Raw genomic sequence first — 13,943 nt, forward strand, 5'->3', positions numbered from 1 at the left:
CGCCTTTTTTTATACTAGCGCACCTGAATTCTTCCATGTGGCTCCTGAACCGTTACCAGCAACAGTACAAACAGCCTCTTTGTAGCCAGTAACTGCTGGGTTAATGTACTTGCAAACATCACCAGGCTTGTAGTTTCCTGCTGGGTAGTTGGAACCGGTAATCAGTCCGGCTATAGCGGTGCGTTTAGTTCTGGATGAAACCGCAGAAACATCGCCAACCGTATAACCACTGCCAGTTTCAACAACAGGCCCTGCGGCGGTGTAGCTTGCGCTACCGTACAATTCACCAATGACTGTAGAGGCACACGCGGTCTTGACGTATGCAGCTAACTGTGAGCCTGCTATGGTGCAACGGGTCATAAGGTGCGGGATCATTATGTTTTCACAGTTCGCATCGATATCAACTGAACTGTAAAGCGTTGCAGTCGATTGTTTTACAATTGCGCTAGGATCTTTAACTTCTGCGGTTATGACTATTTCGGAACAGTTAACCAGCTTAATCCCGTCCTTCCATACCTTGTTAATAAGGTTTTCGGAAAGTATCGCACCGCGCACTTGCGTTAATCTAATACCCATATCAGGGCAATATTGAACGCCATTTTGATAAACAGGTAGGTCGAAACCGCCCATTATGTTATCAGAAATAAGCGCGCCGTCCGCACTGGTATTGCCCGCAGTTGATGTGTTATCTACGTCGATGACAATCGCACCTGCACCACCAACACGGAACATGTTGTTGTCTGCCATGATGCTGCCACGATGGAAAGGACCTTTGAAGAACTGGTAGCAACCACCATCACACACGTTGTTCAGAATAGAAATATTACCTGCGTAATTATCGACGTTATTGGTGTTAGGCGTCGTTAACCTGATACAAACGGAATTCAGAATAGTGGGGTTAGTAGCCGCTTCGGTGCCGCCGCAGGAATGGAAACGGTTATTGTTTAGGACATGACCACGGAATTGCTCACTTACCACCCCATACAGATCCACACAGAAACGGCAGAACGTGAACCCTGTGTATGTAACGGTTAAATTCCTGCCGTGCCCTTCAATCCCGGTCTGGAAGTACCAAAGAATACAGTCATTCACAGTTGAGTCAATATCAGCAAGAGTGCCTGTTGCCGGTTCAAAATTCAAACCTTTACATGTTGTGCCTTTACCGAATCCATTGGTGGTGGCGTTGGCTTCGAAACCTTCAAACAGTAAGCCTTCAATGCGGCAGCCATTGCCCGTGAACTTCATCAGCGTGATATTGTCCGCGCCAGCTTTTATCTTTGTTGTCGATTGGCCGTATGGGTAACGGTAGGCTCCACGAATTTTAAGGCTATGGTTCTTTATCACCAGACCGGTAATCTTATATGTCCCCGCAGGGAAATAAACCTCTGAGCCGTTAGGCAGCGTATCAAAGAAATCTTGCAGTGCTGCCGTCGAATCAGTAGCGCCTGTCGGATCAACTCCAGCAATAGAAGCCACACTAAGCTCTTCATCCAGCCGATTGTATACGGTGTAGTTCCTGTACTTTAGGTTGAATGTTCCACCGGTCAGCTGGTCAAACAAAGCCTGCACAGTGGCGCCGCTTGATGTGTTTACTCGCGCTGCGCCAGTTGTTGCTGACAAGTAGGCCTTAGATGCCTTCAGCGCAAGAGCGCCCTGAACGGTAGTGGAGTTGTTATCATCATCAACTGCGCCAACCTCAGTGGCCCCGGTTGAAAGGCCAAGCTGTGCCAGAACATCGTCACTGACTTGTACCCAGTTAGACAGAGTTGATGCTGGCTCAGAAGCTAGGATAAACGAGTAACCAAGGTCTGTACGCTTAGCAACATCACCCTCCTGCGCATCAAGAGCGAGCATTGCAGCCTGGCTGTTCACCACGAACACTTCTGACAGCGCCACTGCTGGAATCATAGATACGGGGATTTTTCCGTTAGAATCCAGGATGGCGAAATCAGCAATGTCCTTTACAGCAGCATCGCCAGCACTATCAAACACAGGAACAGTGTTAACGCGACCTGCTGCTGAAGGGAGGGTGCTTAATACTTCCCCTGTCGGTGCATGTAGTGAGCTGCCAAATACCGCCTCTGCCGCTCCTTCTGCATCAGCAGCGGCCTGTACCGCTTCGTTAGCTGAAGCACTTGCCTGACCAGCTGCAGCGTTAGCACCATTCTGTGCGGTAAGTGCTGATTGCGCTGAGTCGCTGGCCTGTTCTGCAGCAGCTTCAGCCTGAGCGGCATAATCAGGTGCTCCCTCAAGTTTTTCAGCGTATAGCTTCGCTTGTGCTGCAGCCGTCTCGGCGATGGATGCATATTTTTGGGCATTTTTAGTATCTGAAATAGACATTATTTCACCAGTTTAATATCCGATAGCTATCCATCGAACCGCAGTGTTGCTTGCGGCTCCGCTTTGAATTGCCCTTCCGAAGAAGCTAACCTGCGAGAGAGAAAGAACTGTAAGCCCAACTGAGTTTGCCTGAGCTCCACCAGAATCAGTTGCGGTAACAGAGCCAACTAATGTGGGAAAAGGAATTGGAAAATTGACAGTAATACCAGATGTTCCTGTGCTAGCTGTCCCCCATTGTATGATTACCCCACCGGGAAGTCTGGCGTAACCAGATGATGATTTAGAATTTTGAAAAAACGACATGTCAGGTATATTTCCCGATCCGTCACCTACGTTTCGTTGTGACGCCGTGCCAAAATCGCGAGTGATATTCACACCATCGCAATACAACTTTTCTGTCGTACCGGTTGCTGCCGTAATTCCTGTTCCAGAAGCCGTTCTGCAGGTTACAGTGAATGCACCAGTGCAGTTATTTACCACCGTCCATGAAGCCATCCATGCCGGGAAAATGATGGCAATGTTGCTTGTAAGCGTGCCAGTAAGTACGATCCTTTCTTTTGCCGCCTGCAATGAACTTAACGTGACGTTGGTTGCCGCAAGTCCGGTGATGGTCGTTACACCGTAGTTATCTAATGGCACCCAGCCGGTGCTTGCACCCGTCAGTGATTCTGGCGAAGTAGAGTTACCATCGGTTAGGTTCAGCCATTTCCCGGACTGTTGAGAGTTCAGGAGAACTGAGCCTTTCGGGTATCCCGATATGGCGGTGGCAAAGTCGCTGTTGAACGGGTAGCTCATGCCAGCGTCAGCCCATTGCTCTTTCAGGCTTAAGGCGTAAAGAATACCGTTCATATCCTTACCGGATGGAGGAATGCCGCCTGCGCTTAATGGCTGCATTGTAATTTGCGGAAAACCTTTATCGAATGTGGCAACGCCGTTGTTATCCGTTGATGTGCTGGAATCTGTAGGGATGGTGTTTTTCAGGCCATTAAGGCCAAAGGCTTTAAGAATCCGTGCCGGGATATCTGTGAAGTTCATGTCATACCTGCTGAACGATGTTAACTGTCACCCCAATAGGGGCAGGAAGTGCGCCTGAGCTCTGGACAATTGCAAGCTCTGCTGTAGTAAGTTGAAACTCAAATACGTAACTCATGACCATTTCACCATCATTTCTGACGTAGCATTTGCCATTGTCGCCGAACATAAACATCAGTAATTTATTCAGGTTTGGAATGGTGCAGTCTGAGATATTTGCCGCAGCTTTCATCATGATTAACTTGCGGTAAATATCATTTGTGAGGGTTACAGTTGAAGTTAAAAGTTCGCCAGAGTAAAAAGGTGCCTGGTTAAAAGGTTGTGGGTCATCAACGACCGGAGGCTCTGAAGATGCTTCGTTGAAGCCGAAATAAATCTGGTTTTCTGTCACCGTCAGCTGCCTGCTGACAACCACGATTTTTCCCCATACGTCCAGACCGTAGGTGTCTGCCGTCTCGATATTCCATATCACGTCATAGAAATCATCGAGAAAGCCTTCGATACCTACGGCTTCATTGAACGAGTAAATCAGGGATTTGAGTTTCGGGCTGTCGGCATATTGCGTCAGGATGGTATCCGCGACGTTTATCATGCCAGTGTCACCGAGATGTTAGATGCGTCCAGTGTTGGCACTTCATCAATGCCAAAGGATGCAGATGTTTGATATGTCGTTCCGTCACGGCTGATTGTGATGCTGAAGATATCTACATTGTCACTATCAATGGCCTGAACACCTGCGTAGTAACGGCCTGCATAAATGGTTGAGCCAATACGTGCTCTTGTTCCGCCATCCTCGCCATTAAAAGAGCTAAGGATGGCGGTTCTAACTCTGTCAACGATGTCACCAGGAAGGGCGTTATTGTCTGCCAGTTCTACCTTGAAATAGACGCTGACCGCTGATGGAGTTTCCCATTTAATTTCATATTCAGGGTAAGGCTGAACGTAGTTAACATCGTCCACCACCGTGTATGTGGTGTTGCCAACCATTGACGGTCCCGGAGGAAGCTTCTGCCAGATCGCTTTTGCGATATCTTCCGACGCGCCACCGTACACGCATACGTAGAGCGAATGAGGCTCCAGAGATACGTTAGTGAATCCCTTCGTAACCGTCAGGCTGGTGTTGTTCTGCGTCACGTATGCATCAGTGACACCACTGACTGCCAGTACGTTGGCGTATACCGCTCCGAGTTGATTGTTGGAGTTACCAGCAACCGACTGCTTGCGGCGATACTCAAAGTTAGCCCTACTCTCTACTTCATTACCCAACACCCCGGCAGTAGCATTGGTGATACCTGACCATCCCTGTATTGCACGGTAAATCGTGTTTAAAGCACCAATGGGACATGCAATGGGGCCAGATGCCTGATTCTGGAACACGACATCGACAGCGCCAGACGATGGGATAACAGCATCAGCCAGAGAGAAGTACAGGTAACCGCTGGTATCCTGCGCAATGCTGTTAGCCGGGATAACCGTTCCGACAAGACCGGTACACGTAGCAGTTACCGTTGTGCCAATTGCTGCGATACGGTCAATGAAGTAAATCTGTCCAATCGCATCCTGCATGCGACCTTCAGCAAAGTCAGGGTTAATCTGGTTAACCAGCCATGCCATGTTGTCGTTCTTGTCTCCGATGATTGCCGTATCGCTCATGGCAATCTGTCCCTGCGGAGTCGTCAGACTCTTACTCATCCCTCCGCCCATGGCGGTATCAAGGTCAGTTAATCGCCCGTTGAGAATGTCTATCTCATCAGGAACGGCAATGCCGGTAGCGGAAAACGTGACAGAGGGGACGGCTGTGCTAACTGTTACTTCAGCCATTTGTTACCTCAGAATTGGATTGTGGTCCGAACGTTGTTCGTGTCGGTTATAGTCATGACGCCGGATGCAAGGCGATCTGCTTTGCCAACAGTTGTGGTGCAGAATGCAGCCTGAACGTAAGGGAGTTTTTTGGCCTCAGTTGCCATTTTGGTATTGATGAGCTGAGTGCCTGGCCAGTGACCGAGAATTCGCTCGTAATACGGAATCCCCAGCGTGGTGTCATACCAGGGCTCACCGAGGAATGTTGAGCACGCGCACGCTACATCCTGCGCTACTGCGTAAGGATTGGCTGTGATTGCCATGCTTCCGGTGTCGTCTAGCGTGATATCCCACTGGTCAGTCAAAAGCAGTGATTTGGTGAGCATGTAAACTCCGGGCAATAAAAAACCCGCCGACGCGGGTTAGTTTGTTGGCGTTCCGGTGTTTCCGGAGCCTGTTTGTACGCCGCCATGTTTATGCGTACTGAGGTGAATGCCGTTCCCCGTGACTTCTCCTGTCGCGGTAATCGTTCCACCGAATGTCGCGTTACCACCGAAGCTACCAGAACCCTGAGTAAGCTGCCCGTTTGCCTCAATGATTGGAGCATTGAGCGAGATTTTGTCGTCGGCATTGACCACAACTGTGTTGCCGTTTACCTGCACAACCAGTGGGGAGACAATGTCAATCCCATCATTTGCGAACTTCACATACTGGCTTGGCTCTGCGTTCAGCACTCCACCGAGATAGATGCCATCTGATTTGTTGTGTACGCGCAGAGACGCCGGGAGGGATTCTTTCTTCTCATTTCTGACGTTGGTAATGTCTCTGTCGCAGCAGAGCATGAGGCCTATATCACCTTCCACTGGGTCCATAATCACTGCACTGGCCCCGCGCTGAAGCCTCCACACTGGCACATTGAATACCGGCGTATTGCTATTCCTTGAACCATCAGCGGCAAATCCACTTACCAGTGGAGTGACATCGAGTAGCGGGCCATCCTTTACCTTATTTACGATCACGAGCTGGATGAAGGCATTTCGAGACATTAACGTATTGAAAATAAATTCGTTAATGTTTGCCTCGCAGTTCACATCCTGCGGCTTAAAGGAAAACTCACCTTTCTTTGTCATTTACAGCTCCGTCTCCTGGTTCGCTACGACAAATGAAAACCACGGACCGCCTTCAACCCAGGCCGAGATGATGTGCCTTACAGTATTTATGGTGTACATCCCTGAAGCGCCAGGAAGGTCAGTTTCGAGCTTCATCTTTCTCGGAGCTATGAGGTTTGATGAGAACATTGTCGTGAGGTATAGACCGTCTCTTGTCCATGTCGGATAGCCAATCAGGCCATGCTCTTTGGAAACAAAAGGAACAATGTCATCCCACGATCCGTTAATTGACCAGATGCGGATAATTCCAGTGCTGCAGTCAATATTCAGATTTGCGGACTTCGCCAACTGGATAATCTGGCTTACTGGGTCGCCTACTACATGTGGGTTGCTGAGTGGAAATTTGATGTCCTCAAGCACGGAAACCATAATCCCCAGAGGGTCGGCGATTGACCTTATCGCATCGATAACATCGACACTTCCCTCTACAGAGAATGGTTGTGACGGGAGAGACCTTTCTGCACCTAGCGCATGAGCCTCAATGACCAAAGGAGCATCAGGAGCCTCATTAAAATCGGTTGTGGCAAATGTTATCGTCCCCACAAAGATAAGCTCATCCTGTGCCCAGACCTTCATGTAGTTATTCTTCGTTGGTCCTCTCAGGTTTCCCGCATAGCTTAACTTCGCCATATTGCTCAGGCTCAGGCCATAAACCCGGCATGACAATGTGGTAAGCGCAGAACCACCATAGCCGTTGTATTCAACGATAGCTTTGGCGTTTTCTATGGTGAGAACGTTGTCCTGTGATGGACCTTGAGAACCATCAAATACCTGGTCCGTAAGAGTGAACTGGATTTTAATGTTGCGCTTTTTATAGGACATTGCTCATCTCTTCTTCCGTGGCGTAGAAAAGTTTGAAGCGTGAACCTAGCTCATCATAAACAGGATCAAAATCGCCTTTTGTGTCTGCAAAGAACAGCTCACCCTTAAACTTCAGGTACGGGTATCTGATGATTTTATTGCAGTTCAGGCAAAGAACCCCTTGAGCTATCCAGACCCCACTTAACGCCACATCGATAAACATGCCGGTGCTTCTCTGATTAATTCTTAGAGTTACACGCTGACCGCCGAGTGAAACCTGTAATGTCTGCCCCTTAACCGGCTGGAGAGATATCGTCTGCATCAGGATAACCCCTTCACCAGTTCGTCAACTGTCGCTGAAAGATTATTAATAGCGGAAGTAGCTGCACCATTTATGGCACTTGTAGCCCCCGAAGTTACGCTGGTTACAGCATTACTCACTGAGGTAGCAACTGACACTGCAGCGCTGCTTAATGACTGCTTAAGCCCGGTTAAGGCACCCTTCACATCATCAAGAGTGCTTTCTGATGCGTTGGCGTTAACCTGCTTTGCATCAACTGCCCCTCCTTTTGATATGGCATTTTGAGATGGCTGGTTGTTTGCTGTTGCGTTAGACAGTCCTACCTCGGCCTCCTGTAGAACGGCCTGAAATATAGCCTCTACAGTCAGTAGTGTTACGTCACGTTCTGATGTCCGGTAATTGTATCTAACAAGGTCATAGTCTTCGTATGTCGTGTCCGGTGTTTCAATGTCGTACACCTGCGCATCAGCAACCATCGCATCCAGCGCCGCCAGCATGTCTGAGCGACTCGTCAGTGTGAAGTTGGTCAGGTTGGGGATGCTTCCACTAAACCCTGTCCATCCTTCAAGGTTAAACAAAACCCTGATGATGGCCGGTCGCTTAACCTTGTTAAAGCTGGTATATGACCCCTCTTCAATTGGCGCGGAAACTACTGAAGCATCTGCCCCATACTCAATCCCCAGGAACGAGGACGGAGACAATGCCCTTAAGCCTGATTTCAGGTAAATCCCGTAACCAGGCGAAAGGGTACTGTTGATTATGGAGAAGATATTGCCGCTGTTGATCGCACTGAGGAGCGTTGTTTCGTTTAAACTAAACATTAGCTGTTTTGCCCCGTGAGAAAGGTTTGAGTAAGGCTGCTCTGAGCCATGCCTTTATTCGCGGCCTCTTTCGCCAGGCTATCCAGGGTTCTCGACTCTGTTTTTATTGTGGTGTTCTGGAATGTGATATTTGTCCCGCCACCACCTGTAGCCGAACCAGCCTGATATGAGTAGCGCTGTGATGCCTGCATTCTTGAGATAATCTGAGGCGCATAGTTTCTTGCCTCTTCAGGGGCATTTGCCATCCCCTTCTTCTCAAGGTTGCCCATTCCCCAGTTATAAGCAGTCAGGGCTTTCTGCAGATCGCCACCATATCTCTGGAGAAGCGAGCCCATATATTTGGCACCAGCTTCCAGAGACTTCATTGGGTCGAATTCTTTCCCATGAATACCGAAGTCTTTGGCGGTACCAGGCATGAACTGCATTAAACCCTTCGCGCCAGCTCCTGAGACAGCATTTGGATTCCAACCTGACTCTTGGGTTACCTGTGCATCTAGAAGCCCCTCAGGAAGGCCGTATTGCTTCTCAAGGCGTGACGTTTCACCTGAGAAAAGGTCTCTCAACCCTTCTGCTTTTTCTCCCAGCCATTTACCTACACTGCGGGTGTCAAAGCCGGTTTTATCTTTAATCCAGTCAGCGGCAGAGTTTGCGCTATCCGTTACACCAGGAAGAGCATCATCACCACTGCCCATCTTGAAGAGGGATTTAACTTTGTCGCCAAATGTCGAGAAGTCCAGATTAAACAAGCTTTTGAAGGCGTCGATAATCAGCTCAACGGTCTGACGGCCCTCATCGAGATTTTGATTGAGGTTTTTAATGTCACCAGATAACGTCCAGTCTTTCGTATCGATGCTAAGAAGATCGCCTACAGCCTTAGAGACGTCAGTGACATCCTTCCAGAGGATAGAGAATGTTTTCCCTAGCTCATCAAATGAGGCGTTAATCTCAGGTCCATGCCTTTCTACCCACGCGCTCATTGAGTTGAGTGCCTCCAGAATCTTCCATACTGCAGGCAGAAGATTTTCATACAGGGTTAGTGAGGTGGACTCCCACGACTGCCTGACTCTGACGAACTGCTCATTTAAGCGCCTGGCTTTTTCTGTCAGAGCGTCGGTTTGTTTGGACGTTCCTTCGAATGACTTCTGCAAGTCCAGAAGACGTCCGCTAGATAGACCCTGCACAGTTGCATTATCGAAGCCAAGCCTCTGCCCGTACATTCGCTGCTGGTTTTTGTTCAACTTATTCCAGTTTTCAGCCAGGTACTGCATGATTTGGCTTGCATTCTGGGTGGTATCGAACTTGGTTCCGGTCTGGGCGCTGAAGGCAAAGAGGGTATTGAGCGTATCGTCAGCACCAAATCCAGAGTTAAACTGAGATATTGAGCTCTGGAACTTCTGTAGGTTTGAGCTCATTGATGCCGCCGATGAGCCAACCGCATCTGCTGACTTAACCCATCCATCGAGAGCTTTAGCAGACGTATCTATGGCGGACGACTGCACGCCTAAATCAACCAGAGATTTGGTCGTGTCGTTGATGAAGTTTTTAACGCCATTAGCACTCAAAGCTATACCAGCAAGCGCCAGCATGCTCTTCCCAATACTGGTAAAGAACGAAGAGGCTTTCTTACCGTAAGCCTCCATGTCCTTTGCAGTTGATTCCGCTTGCTTCTTAGTTTGGTCTAAGCCTTCTGAGACCTCACTCTTGCCTTTTTTGAATCCAGAAGCATTAAGGCCCAGAGTGACAACCAGGGCATCTATAACTGTTGCCATTACCAGGCCTCACTTGCTCTGTCGATTACCATTTGGTTGTAATTATCAATGGTGATAATTTCCAGCCACCACCATAAATCCTGCACACCAAGCGTCGTGCTTAGCTCTGTCAGCGAGCATTTACCCGATGACATGACAGTCGCTATTGTTTTAGGCACGTTGGTGTACTCGGCAAGGCCAGCGATTTGCTGGCCCATCACCGGAGGGATGTCTAACTGGCGGTGGCTGTGAAAAAATCAACATGGAGCTTGAACACTTCGCTGCGAAGTTTCAGGCGAGTGATAACTTCTTCAGTGTCATCGTCAATCAGGTTGCGCTTAACGCTTTGATTGGCTGGGTCTGGAACAGCCTGTACACATTTCATCAGTTCGTCCAGGAGAGGCCGTGCATCCTCTGGAGGGATTTTAGCCACCATTTCGAGGCCGACTTTCGCCATGCCTGCCATACCCATATCTGAAAAGTTATCCGGAAGATTAACGCCGTTTTTAGCCATTGCCAGTCCGGCACGAATTGCCCACCACTCAGCCTGAGTAGCTGACATTTCGCGAATGTAGAAAACCTTCCCATGATCTCGGCCTTTATCTTCGACGGTGTAGAAAATCTCTTTGCGTGCCATGTTAGTCCTTATGCGTTGTACGCTTCGCCAACAACTGATTCCCAGTTAATCTGGAAGGTCATTGCCTGCAGTACTCGCTGCGCATCAGGGATGGCTTTTACGCGCTGCAGGATGCCGTTGGTCAGCGTGAACTTGCGACTAATCGCCGGGAGAATGATTGTTGCGTTGCAGCGGAATACTGCTTTCGAGGTCAGTGACGTCAGTTGCCAGGTCTCGAACAGTTCACGAGATGGGCTATCAGGCATGATTGTGATCGTCTGTAGATACTCACCGAATACGAAACCGCCAGAGAGTTTTCCGTCAGCGCCACGGACGGAAACCGCCATTTCTGTATCACCCAGAGCAAACATCGCGTCCGCTGCGTATCCCTCAAGCGTTTGAGCGCTGGGGAACAGGTTCGTAACAGTGAGGGCAAAGATTGAATCAGCGCTTGTAATAGTGTTGGACATTTATTGCACCTCAATGCTTGCGAGAGTGATTTTCTGCACGCAACCGCCGTCGCAGTACCACAGGGTCATGCTAGGGCTTGTGCGCTCCTGACGCTGAGTAGGAGTGGCGTCTGCGATATACAGGTAGTAACCCTTAGCAATCAGCGATGGATAGATGTCAGCGCCTACTGCGTTCTGAATCTCGGAAATCTGAGAACTGGACAGTGTTACGCCAGTACGGATGCCACCAAAGGTGATGCCCTGATTCAGCGTATCGGAGAAGGACGCCTCGATGATTGCCTTGCCGCGTGCGTTGTACGGAATGCTGCGGTTGGACTGGAACAGCTCGATAGCATCCTGCATCAGGTTGGCATTCAGCCAAATCTGGAAGCAGAAGGAGTCAAACCATTTAAAGTCACCAGTGATGGTGCCATCAGCCCAGTAACGGGTATCGTAGTTATTCGCCGTGTACGCGCCGTAGAAGTTGTATCCGTTGGCAATCAGCGCATCATAATTTGCTGATGTGGTAACTTCCGGTAGCAGGCCACCGAGTGAGCGGAATTTGAATGGCACGCGGCCTTCCTGACGGTCGAAGTCAAGAGATGCTGCATATCCAATCACACTCGCTGCGTGAGTCTGGTCACCGAACACCGGTACGACGTTTGAATAGTCGTAAGTGCTGATGATTTTGTACGCCAGCGTGTCGGTTGAGCCAGATACCAGCGCGGATTCCTCCAGCGTGAATGGCACGTAGCCGAACCGGTAATTTTGGCCGTTAACCCATGCGGAGAAGTCCAGCGCCTCTTGTTCGGTCGGCGTGAATGATGTAGTGAAGATTGCCCAGTTTTGAGAGCTATCAAGCACTGACTGCATGGCCGTAGTGACTACTGCTGCATCTGCGCCCTGAGACAATTGAGCGCCAGTGGCGGCTGTCAGTTTCAGGCCAGCAGACAAAGTACCGGTTGCGTATGTGATGGTGCTCGCTGCGCCGTCTGTCGCGCTGGTGATGATGAAGCGCTTCTGCGTTGTGTCGTACTCCACTGTTACGCTGGAGCCGATACCTGTTTCAATCAGGTCAGCAGCCATAGCAAAGCTTGTTGCTGTGCTCAGGTCGATACTGGCTGAGGTATGCGCGGTGCCGTCAACGGTCAGTGTCAGTACACCACTCAGCAATTTGAGCTGGTCTAACGTTACGGCCGCCATAGAGCCTGAGCGCAACCATGCTGCCGCTGCTTCCGGGTTAAACCGTGCAAACAGCAATGCGCCCGGTGTCTTGGTGGAATTGTCGTATCCCTGAAAATACACTTCAGCCATGCTGAATTCAGCCGATGCACTGCCGAAATAGGATGCTACGTCTTCTTTGTTCGTGAACGTGATAACACTCCCCACCGGAGCATAAGCGCTGTCGGTAAGGATAAGGCCATTCAGATCAAGCGCTGAACCGCCCGCTGGCAGCACTCCAGGATTGATTTGAATATCTTTGCGTAATGGGATTGCCATTTATGCACTCTCCGGTGGGTATTTTAAATCTGCGGCAATAACGCCGACTGTAATGCTGTCCATGAAGTCCTGGCGTGTGGTAACAGACGGGTTGAATTGCCCGATGAATTCCATCGTCCAGCGGCCTTCGTATTGTTGCTCGCCGTTTATCATCGTTGTCTGATGAGGGTCTGAGCAGTAAAGAGGGGTGATGACATTACCGTTCTGCCTGAACCACTCACAGGCAAAGTCTGAGCGGATTAGCGTTCCGATGATTGCAGCGTTATCGGCCGCGTTCTCACCGTAACAGTCAATCTGACAAGGCCATTGCGTGCTGCGCTGGTTTAGCTGTTTACCTTCGCCATACACGCCGTTGTCGTCGTATTTGACGCGGTTGGTAGACAGTCCTATCTGCTTCAGCGGCGTCATGATGATGAAGTCATGAAGCGGCATTGGCGTGAGGTTCTGCTGACCTACCAGCACGTTATCTATGGTGAGCCCCGTGATATCCATCAGAAACGCCTGCAGAGCAATACGCAGGTCAAGCTCGGTGATGTCTACTGTGGCTGTCATGGTGACCTCTGCAGGTTAACAATCACTCGGCACCAGTCAGGCCATAACTCAGGAACTTTCACCACCAACCACTGCTGACCGTTCACAACGAGAATGTCGCCACCCTTTTGATCTGGTCGGTTCACGCCGTTGAAGTTCCCATTCAGATACGCACTTTTCAGGATGCCCTGAATGTTGATGGCATCTACCTGTCGTAAGTCTGTTGACGATAGCTCCTGCATCTGCACTTCAACATCAACGTTGCTGTACGTCTGCTCTCGCTTTCCGCCAGGTAAAGTAGTGAAACCGGTATTAATCCGGAACACGCCATTTACGTTGGGGTTTATTGATCTCGTGGCGCTATTGGCTATGCCTCTCAGGTTCATACGCCATCCTTAATGTCGTAATCGACGCTGTTTAGCATGTGGGATGTTTCAATGAGTGGCTTAGAGAAGCCCTTTTTGGCGATCGTAACTGGAGATAGAGCAGGCTCCATCAAATCTCTGATTGAGCCTTGTAGTTGCCCTTTAATATGCTCACCCATCATCCCCAGCATCGTTTCTGCGTCATAACCGGTAGCCTCGGCTATCTTCGCAATATCCTGCGGCCATTCTGGTGACTTTTCGGCGATCATGTTTCGGAAGAATGGGCGTGGCGGCCTGTTCATTGCAGGGTCGCCATATTCGTTGGCTGCGGCAACCATTGGGACAGATTGTCCATCAGGGTATGTCGCCCCTTCAAGGAATCCGACCCTAAGCGTTTTACCGTCGCCAAGCTTTTCCGCCAGTTCAGAAAGTTTCGCCTCTAAAGCTGCGCCACCACTAAACGTGGTCAT

At 49.7% G+C, this 13,943-nt stretch carries 17 protein-coding genes; all 17 read right to left on the bottom strand.

Going from position 1 to position 13,943, the window contains the following annotated elements:
* Nucleotides 1-9 precede the first annotated feature (9 nt).
* The 17 genes from ECL_RS27775 to ECL_RS17610 are packed head-to-tail and all read right to left on the bottom strand — an operon-like array spanning nt 10 to nt 13,943.
* Entirely contained in the window at nt 10-2,340 is a 2,331-nt protein-coding gene (locus ECL_RS27775) for a glycosyl hydrolase family 28-related protein (protein WP_013098029.1), read from the bottom strand.
* A gap of 12 nt (nt 2,341-2,352) precedes the next feature.
* Entirely contained in the window at nt 2,353-3,375 is a 1,023-nt protein-coding gene (locus ECL_RS17535) for a gp53-like domain-containing protein (protein WP_013098030.1), read from the bottom strand.
* Nucleotide 3,376: 1 nt separating this feature from the next.
* Complete coding sequence (locus tag ECL_RS17540; protein WP_013098031.1) at nt 3,377-3,964, bottom strand: DUF2612 domain-containing protein; 588 nt, start codon at nt 3,962-3,964, stop codon at nt 3,377-3,379.
* Nucleotides 3,961-5,193, bottom strand: a complete 1,233-nt coding sequence (locus ECL_RS17545) for a baseplate J/gp47 family protein (RefSeq protein ID WP_013098032.1) — start codon at nt 5,191-5,193, stop codon at nt 3,961-3,963. The genes ECL_RS17540 and ECL_RS17545 overlap by 4 nt, the downstream gene beginning before the upstream one ends.
* A gap of 8 nt (nt 5,194-5,201) precedes the next feature.
* Nucleotides 5,202-5,558, bottom strand: coding sequence for a hypothetical protein (locus ECL_RS17550; RefSeq protein WP_044157974.1), 357 nt, complete (start codon nt 5,556-5,558; stop codon nt 5,202-5,204).
* 36 nt (nt 5,559-5,594) lie between these two features.
* The gene (locus ECL_RS17555) at nt 5,595-6,302 is read right to left on the bottom strand and encodes a phage baseplate assembly protein (protein WP_013098033.1); all 708 of its coding nucleotides are present in this window, start codon (nt 6,300-6,302) and stop codon (nt 5,595-5,597) included.
* Nucleotides 6,303-7,163 (bottom strand): hypothetical protein, encoded by an 861-nt coding sequence (locus tag ECL_RS17560; RefSeq protein ID WP_013098034.1) that lies wholly within the window; start codon nt 7,161-7,163, stop codon nt 6,303-6,305.
* Nucleotides 7,153-7,464 carry a phage baseplate plug family protein gene (locus tag ECL_RS17565; RefSeq protein WP_013098035.1) on the bottom strand — a complete coding sequence of 104 codons (312 nt, stop codon included), beginning with the start codon at nt 7,462-7,464 and terminating at the stop codon, nt 7,153-7,155. The genes ECL_RS17560 and ECL_RS17565 overlap by 11 nt, the downstream gene beginning before the upstream one ends.
* Entirely contained in the window at nt 7,464-8,264 is an 801-nt protein-coding gene (locus ECL_RS17570; protein WP_013098036.1) for a hypothetical protein, read from the bottom strand. Before ECL_RS17570 ends, ECL_RS17565 begins: the two co-directional genes overlap by 1 nt.
* Nucleotides 8,264-10,033, bottom strand: coding sequence for a lytic transglycosylase domain-containing protein (locus tag ECL_RS17575; protein ID WP_013098037.1), 1,770 nt, complete (start codon nt 10,031-10,033; stop codon nt 8,264-8,266). The genes ECL_RS17570 and ECL_RS17575 overlap by 1 nt, the downstream gene beginning before the upstream one ends.
* A complete protein-coding gene (locus tag ECL_RS17580) occupies nt 10,033-10,230 on the bottom strand; it encodes a hypothetical protein (RefSeq protein ID WP_013098038.1) in 198 nt (65 codons plus the stop codon). The genes ECL_RS17575 and ECL_RS17580 overlap by 1 nt, the downstream gene beginning before the upstream one ends.
* Nucleotides 10,231-10,244: 14 nt before the next feature.
* Nucleotides 10,245-10,649, bottom strand: coding sequence for a hypothetical protein (locus ECL_RS17585; protein ID WP_013098039.1), 405 nt, complete (start codon nt 10,647-10,649; stop codon nt 10,245-10,247).
* A gap of 8 nt (nt 10,650-10,657) precedes the next feature.
* Entirely contained in the window at nt 10,658-11,098 is a 441-nt protein-coding gene (locus ECL_RS17590; protein ID WP_234015586.1) for a phage tail fiber protein, read from the bottom strand.
* A complete protein-coding gene (locus ECL_RS17595) occupies nt 11,099-12,577 on the bottom strand; it encodes a DUF3383 domain-containing protein (RefSeq protein WP_013098041.1) in 1,479 nt (492 codons plus the stop codon). It abuts the gene before it with no gap.
* Nucleotides 12,578-13,129 (bottom strand): phage neck terminator protein, encoded by a 552-nt coding sequence (locus ECL_RS17600; RefSeq protein ID WP_013098042.1) that lies wholly within the window; start codon nt 13,127-13,129, stop codon nt 12,578-12,580. It abuts the gene before it with no gap.
* Nucleotides 13,126-13,494 carry a hypothetical protein gene (locus ECL_RS17605; protein ID WP_044157976.1) on the bottom strand — a complete coding sequence of 123 codons (369 nt, stop codon included), beginning with the start codon at nt 13,492-13,494 and terminating at the stop codon, nt 13,126-13,128. The genes ECL_RS17600 and ECL_RS17605 overlap by 4 nt, the downstream gene beginning before the upstream one ends.
* Nucleotides 13,491-13,943 carry a hypothetical protein gene (locus tag ECL_RS17610; RefSeq protein ID WP_044157978.1) on the bottom strand — a complete coding sequence of 151 codons (453 nt, stop codon included), beginning with the start codon at nt 13,941-13,943 and terminating at the stop codon, nt 13,491-13,493. Before ECL_RS17610 ends, ECL_RS17605 begins: the two co-directional genes overlap by 4 nt.

It is taken from the genome of Enterobacter cloacae subsp. cloacae ATCC 13047, from assembly GCF_000025565.1.
Taxonomy (GTDB): Bacteria; Pseudomonadota; Gammaproteobacteria; order Enterobacterales; family Enterobacteriaceae; genus Enterobacter; species Enterobacter cloacae.

Excerpts from the sequence above, each read along its gene's own strand:
- ECL_RS27775 (WP_013098029.1), bottom strand. The coding sequence starts at position 2,340 with ATGTCTATTTCAGATACTAAAAATGCCCAAAAATATGCATCCATCGCC.
- ECL_RS17535 (WP_013098030.1), bottom strand. The coding sequence starts at position 3,375 with ATGAACTTCACAGATATCCCGGCACGGATTCTTAAAGCCTTTGGCCTT.
- ECL_RS17540 (WP_013098031.1), bottom strand. The coding sequence starts at position 3,964 with ATGATAAACGTCGCGGATACCATCCTGACGCAATATGCCGACAGCCCG.
- ECL_RS17545 (WP_013098032.1), bottom strand. The coding sequence starts at position 5,193 with ATGGCTGAAGTAACAGTTAGCACAGCCGTCCCCTCTGTCACGTTTTCC.
- ECL_RS17550 (WP_044157974.1), bottom strand. The coding sequence starts at position 5,558 with ATGCTCACCAAATCACTGCTTTTGACTGACCAGTGGGATATCACGCTA.
- ECL_RS17555 (WP_013098033.1), bottom strand. The coding sequence starts at position 6,302 with ATGACAAAGAAAGGTGAGTTTTCCTTTAAGCCGCAGGATGTGAACTGC.
- ECL_RS17560 (WP_013098034.1), bottom strand. The coding sequence starts at position 7,163 with ATGTCCTATAAAAAGCGCAACATTAAAATCCAGTTCACTCTTACGGAC.
- ECL_RS17565 (WP_013098035.1), bottom strand. The coding sequence starts at position 7,464 with ATGCAGACGATATCTCTCCAGCCGGTTAAGGGGCAGACATTACAGGTT.
- ECL_RS17570 (WP_013098036.1), bottom strand. The coding sequence starts at position 8,264 with ATGTTTAGTTTAAACGAAACAACGCTCCTCAGTGCGATCAACAGCGGC.
- ECL_RS17575 (WP_013098037.1), bottom strand. The coding sequence starts at position 10,033 with ATGGCAACAGTTATAGATGCCCTGGTTGTCACTCTGGGCCTTAATGCT.
- ECL_RS17580 (WP_013098038.1), bottom strand. The coding sequence starts at position 10,230 with ATGGGCCAGCAAATCGCTGGCCTTGCCGAGTACACCAACGTGCCTAAA.
- ECL_RS17585 (WP_013098039.1), bottom strand. The coding sequence starts at position 10,649 with ATGGCACGCAAAGAGATTTTCTACACCGTCGAAGATAAAGGCCGAGAT.
- ECL_RS17590 (WP_234015586.1), bottom strand. The coding sequence starts at position 11,098 with ATGTCCAACACTATTACAAGCGCTGATTCAATCTTTGCCCTCACTGTT.
- ECL_RS17595 (WP_013098041.1), bottom strand. The coding sequence starts at position 12,577 with ATGGCAATCCCATTACGCAAAGATATTCAAATCAATCCTGGAGTGCTG.
- ECL_RS17600 (WP_013098042.1), bottom strand. The coding sequence starts at position 13,129 with ATGACAGCCACAGTAGACATCACCGAGCTTGACCTGCGTATTGCTCTG.
- ECL_RS17605 (WP_044157976.1), bottom strand. The coding sequence starts at position 13,494 with ATGAACCTGAGAGGCATAGCCAATAGCGCCACGAGATCAATAAACCCC.
- ECL_RS17610 (WP_044157978.1), bottom strand. The coding sequence starts at position 13,943 with ATGACCACGTTTAGTGGTGGCGCAGCTTTAGAGGCGAAACTTTCTGAA.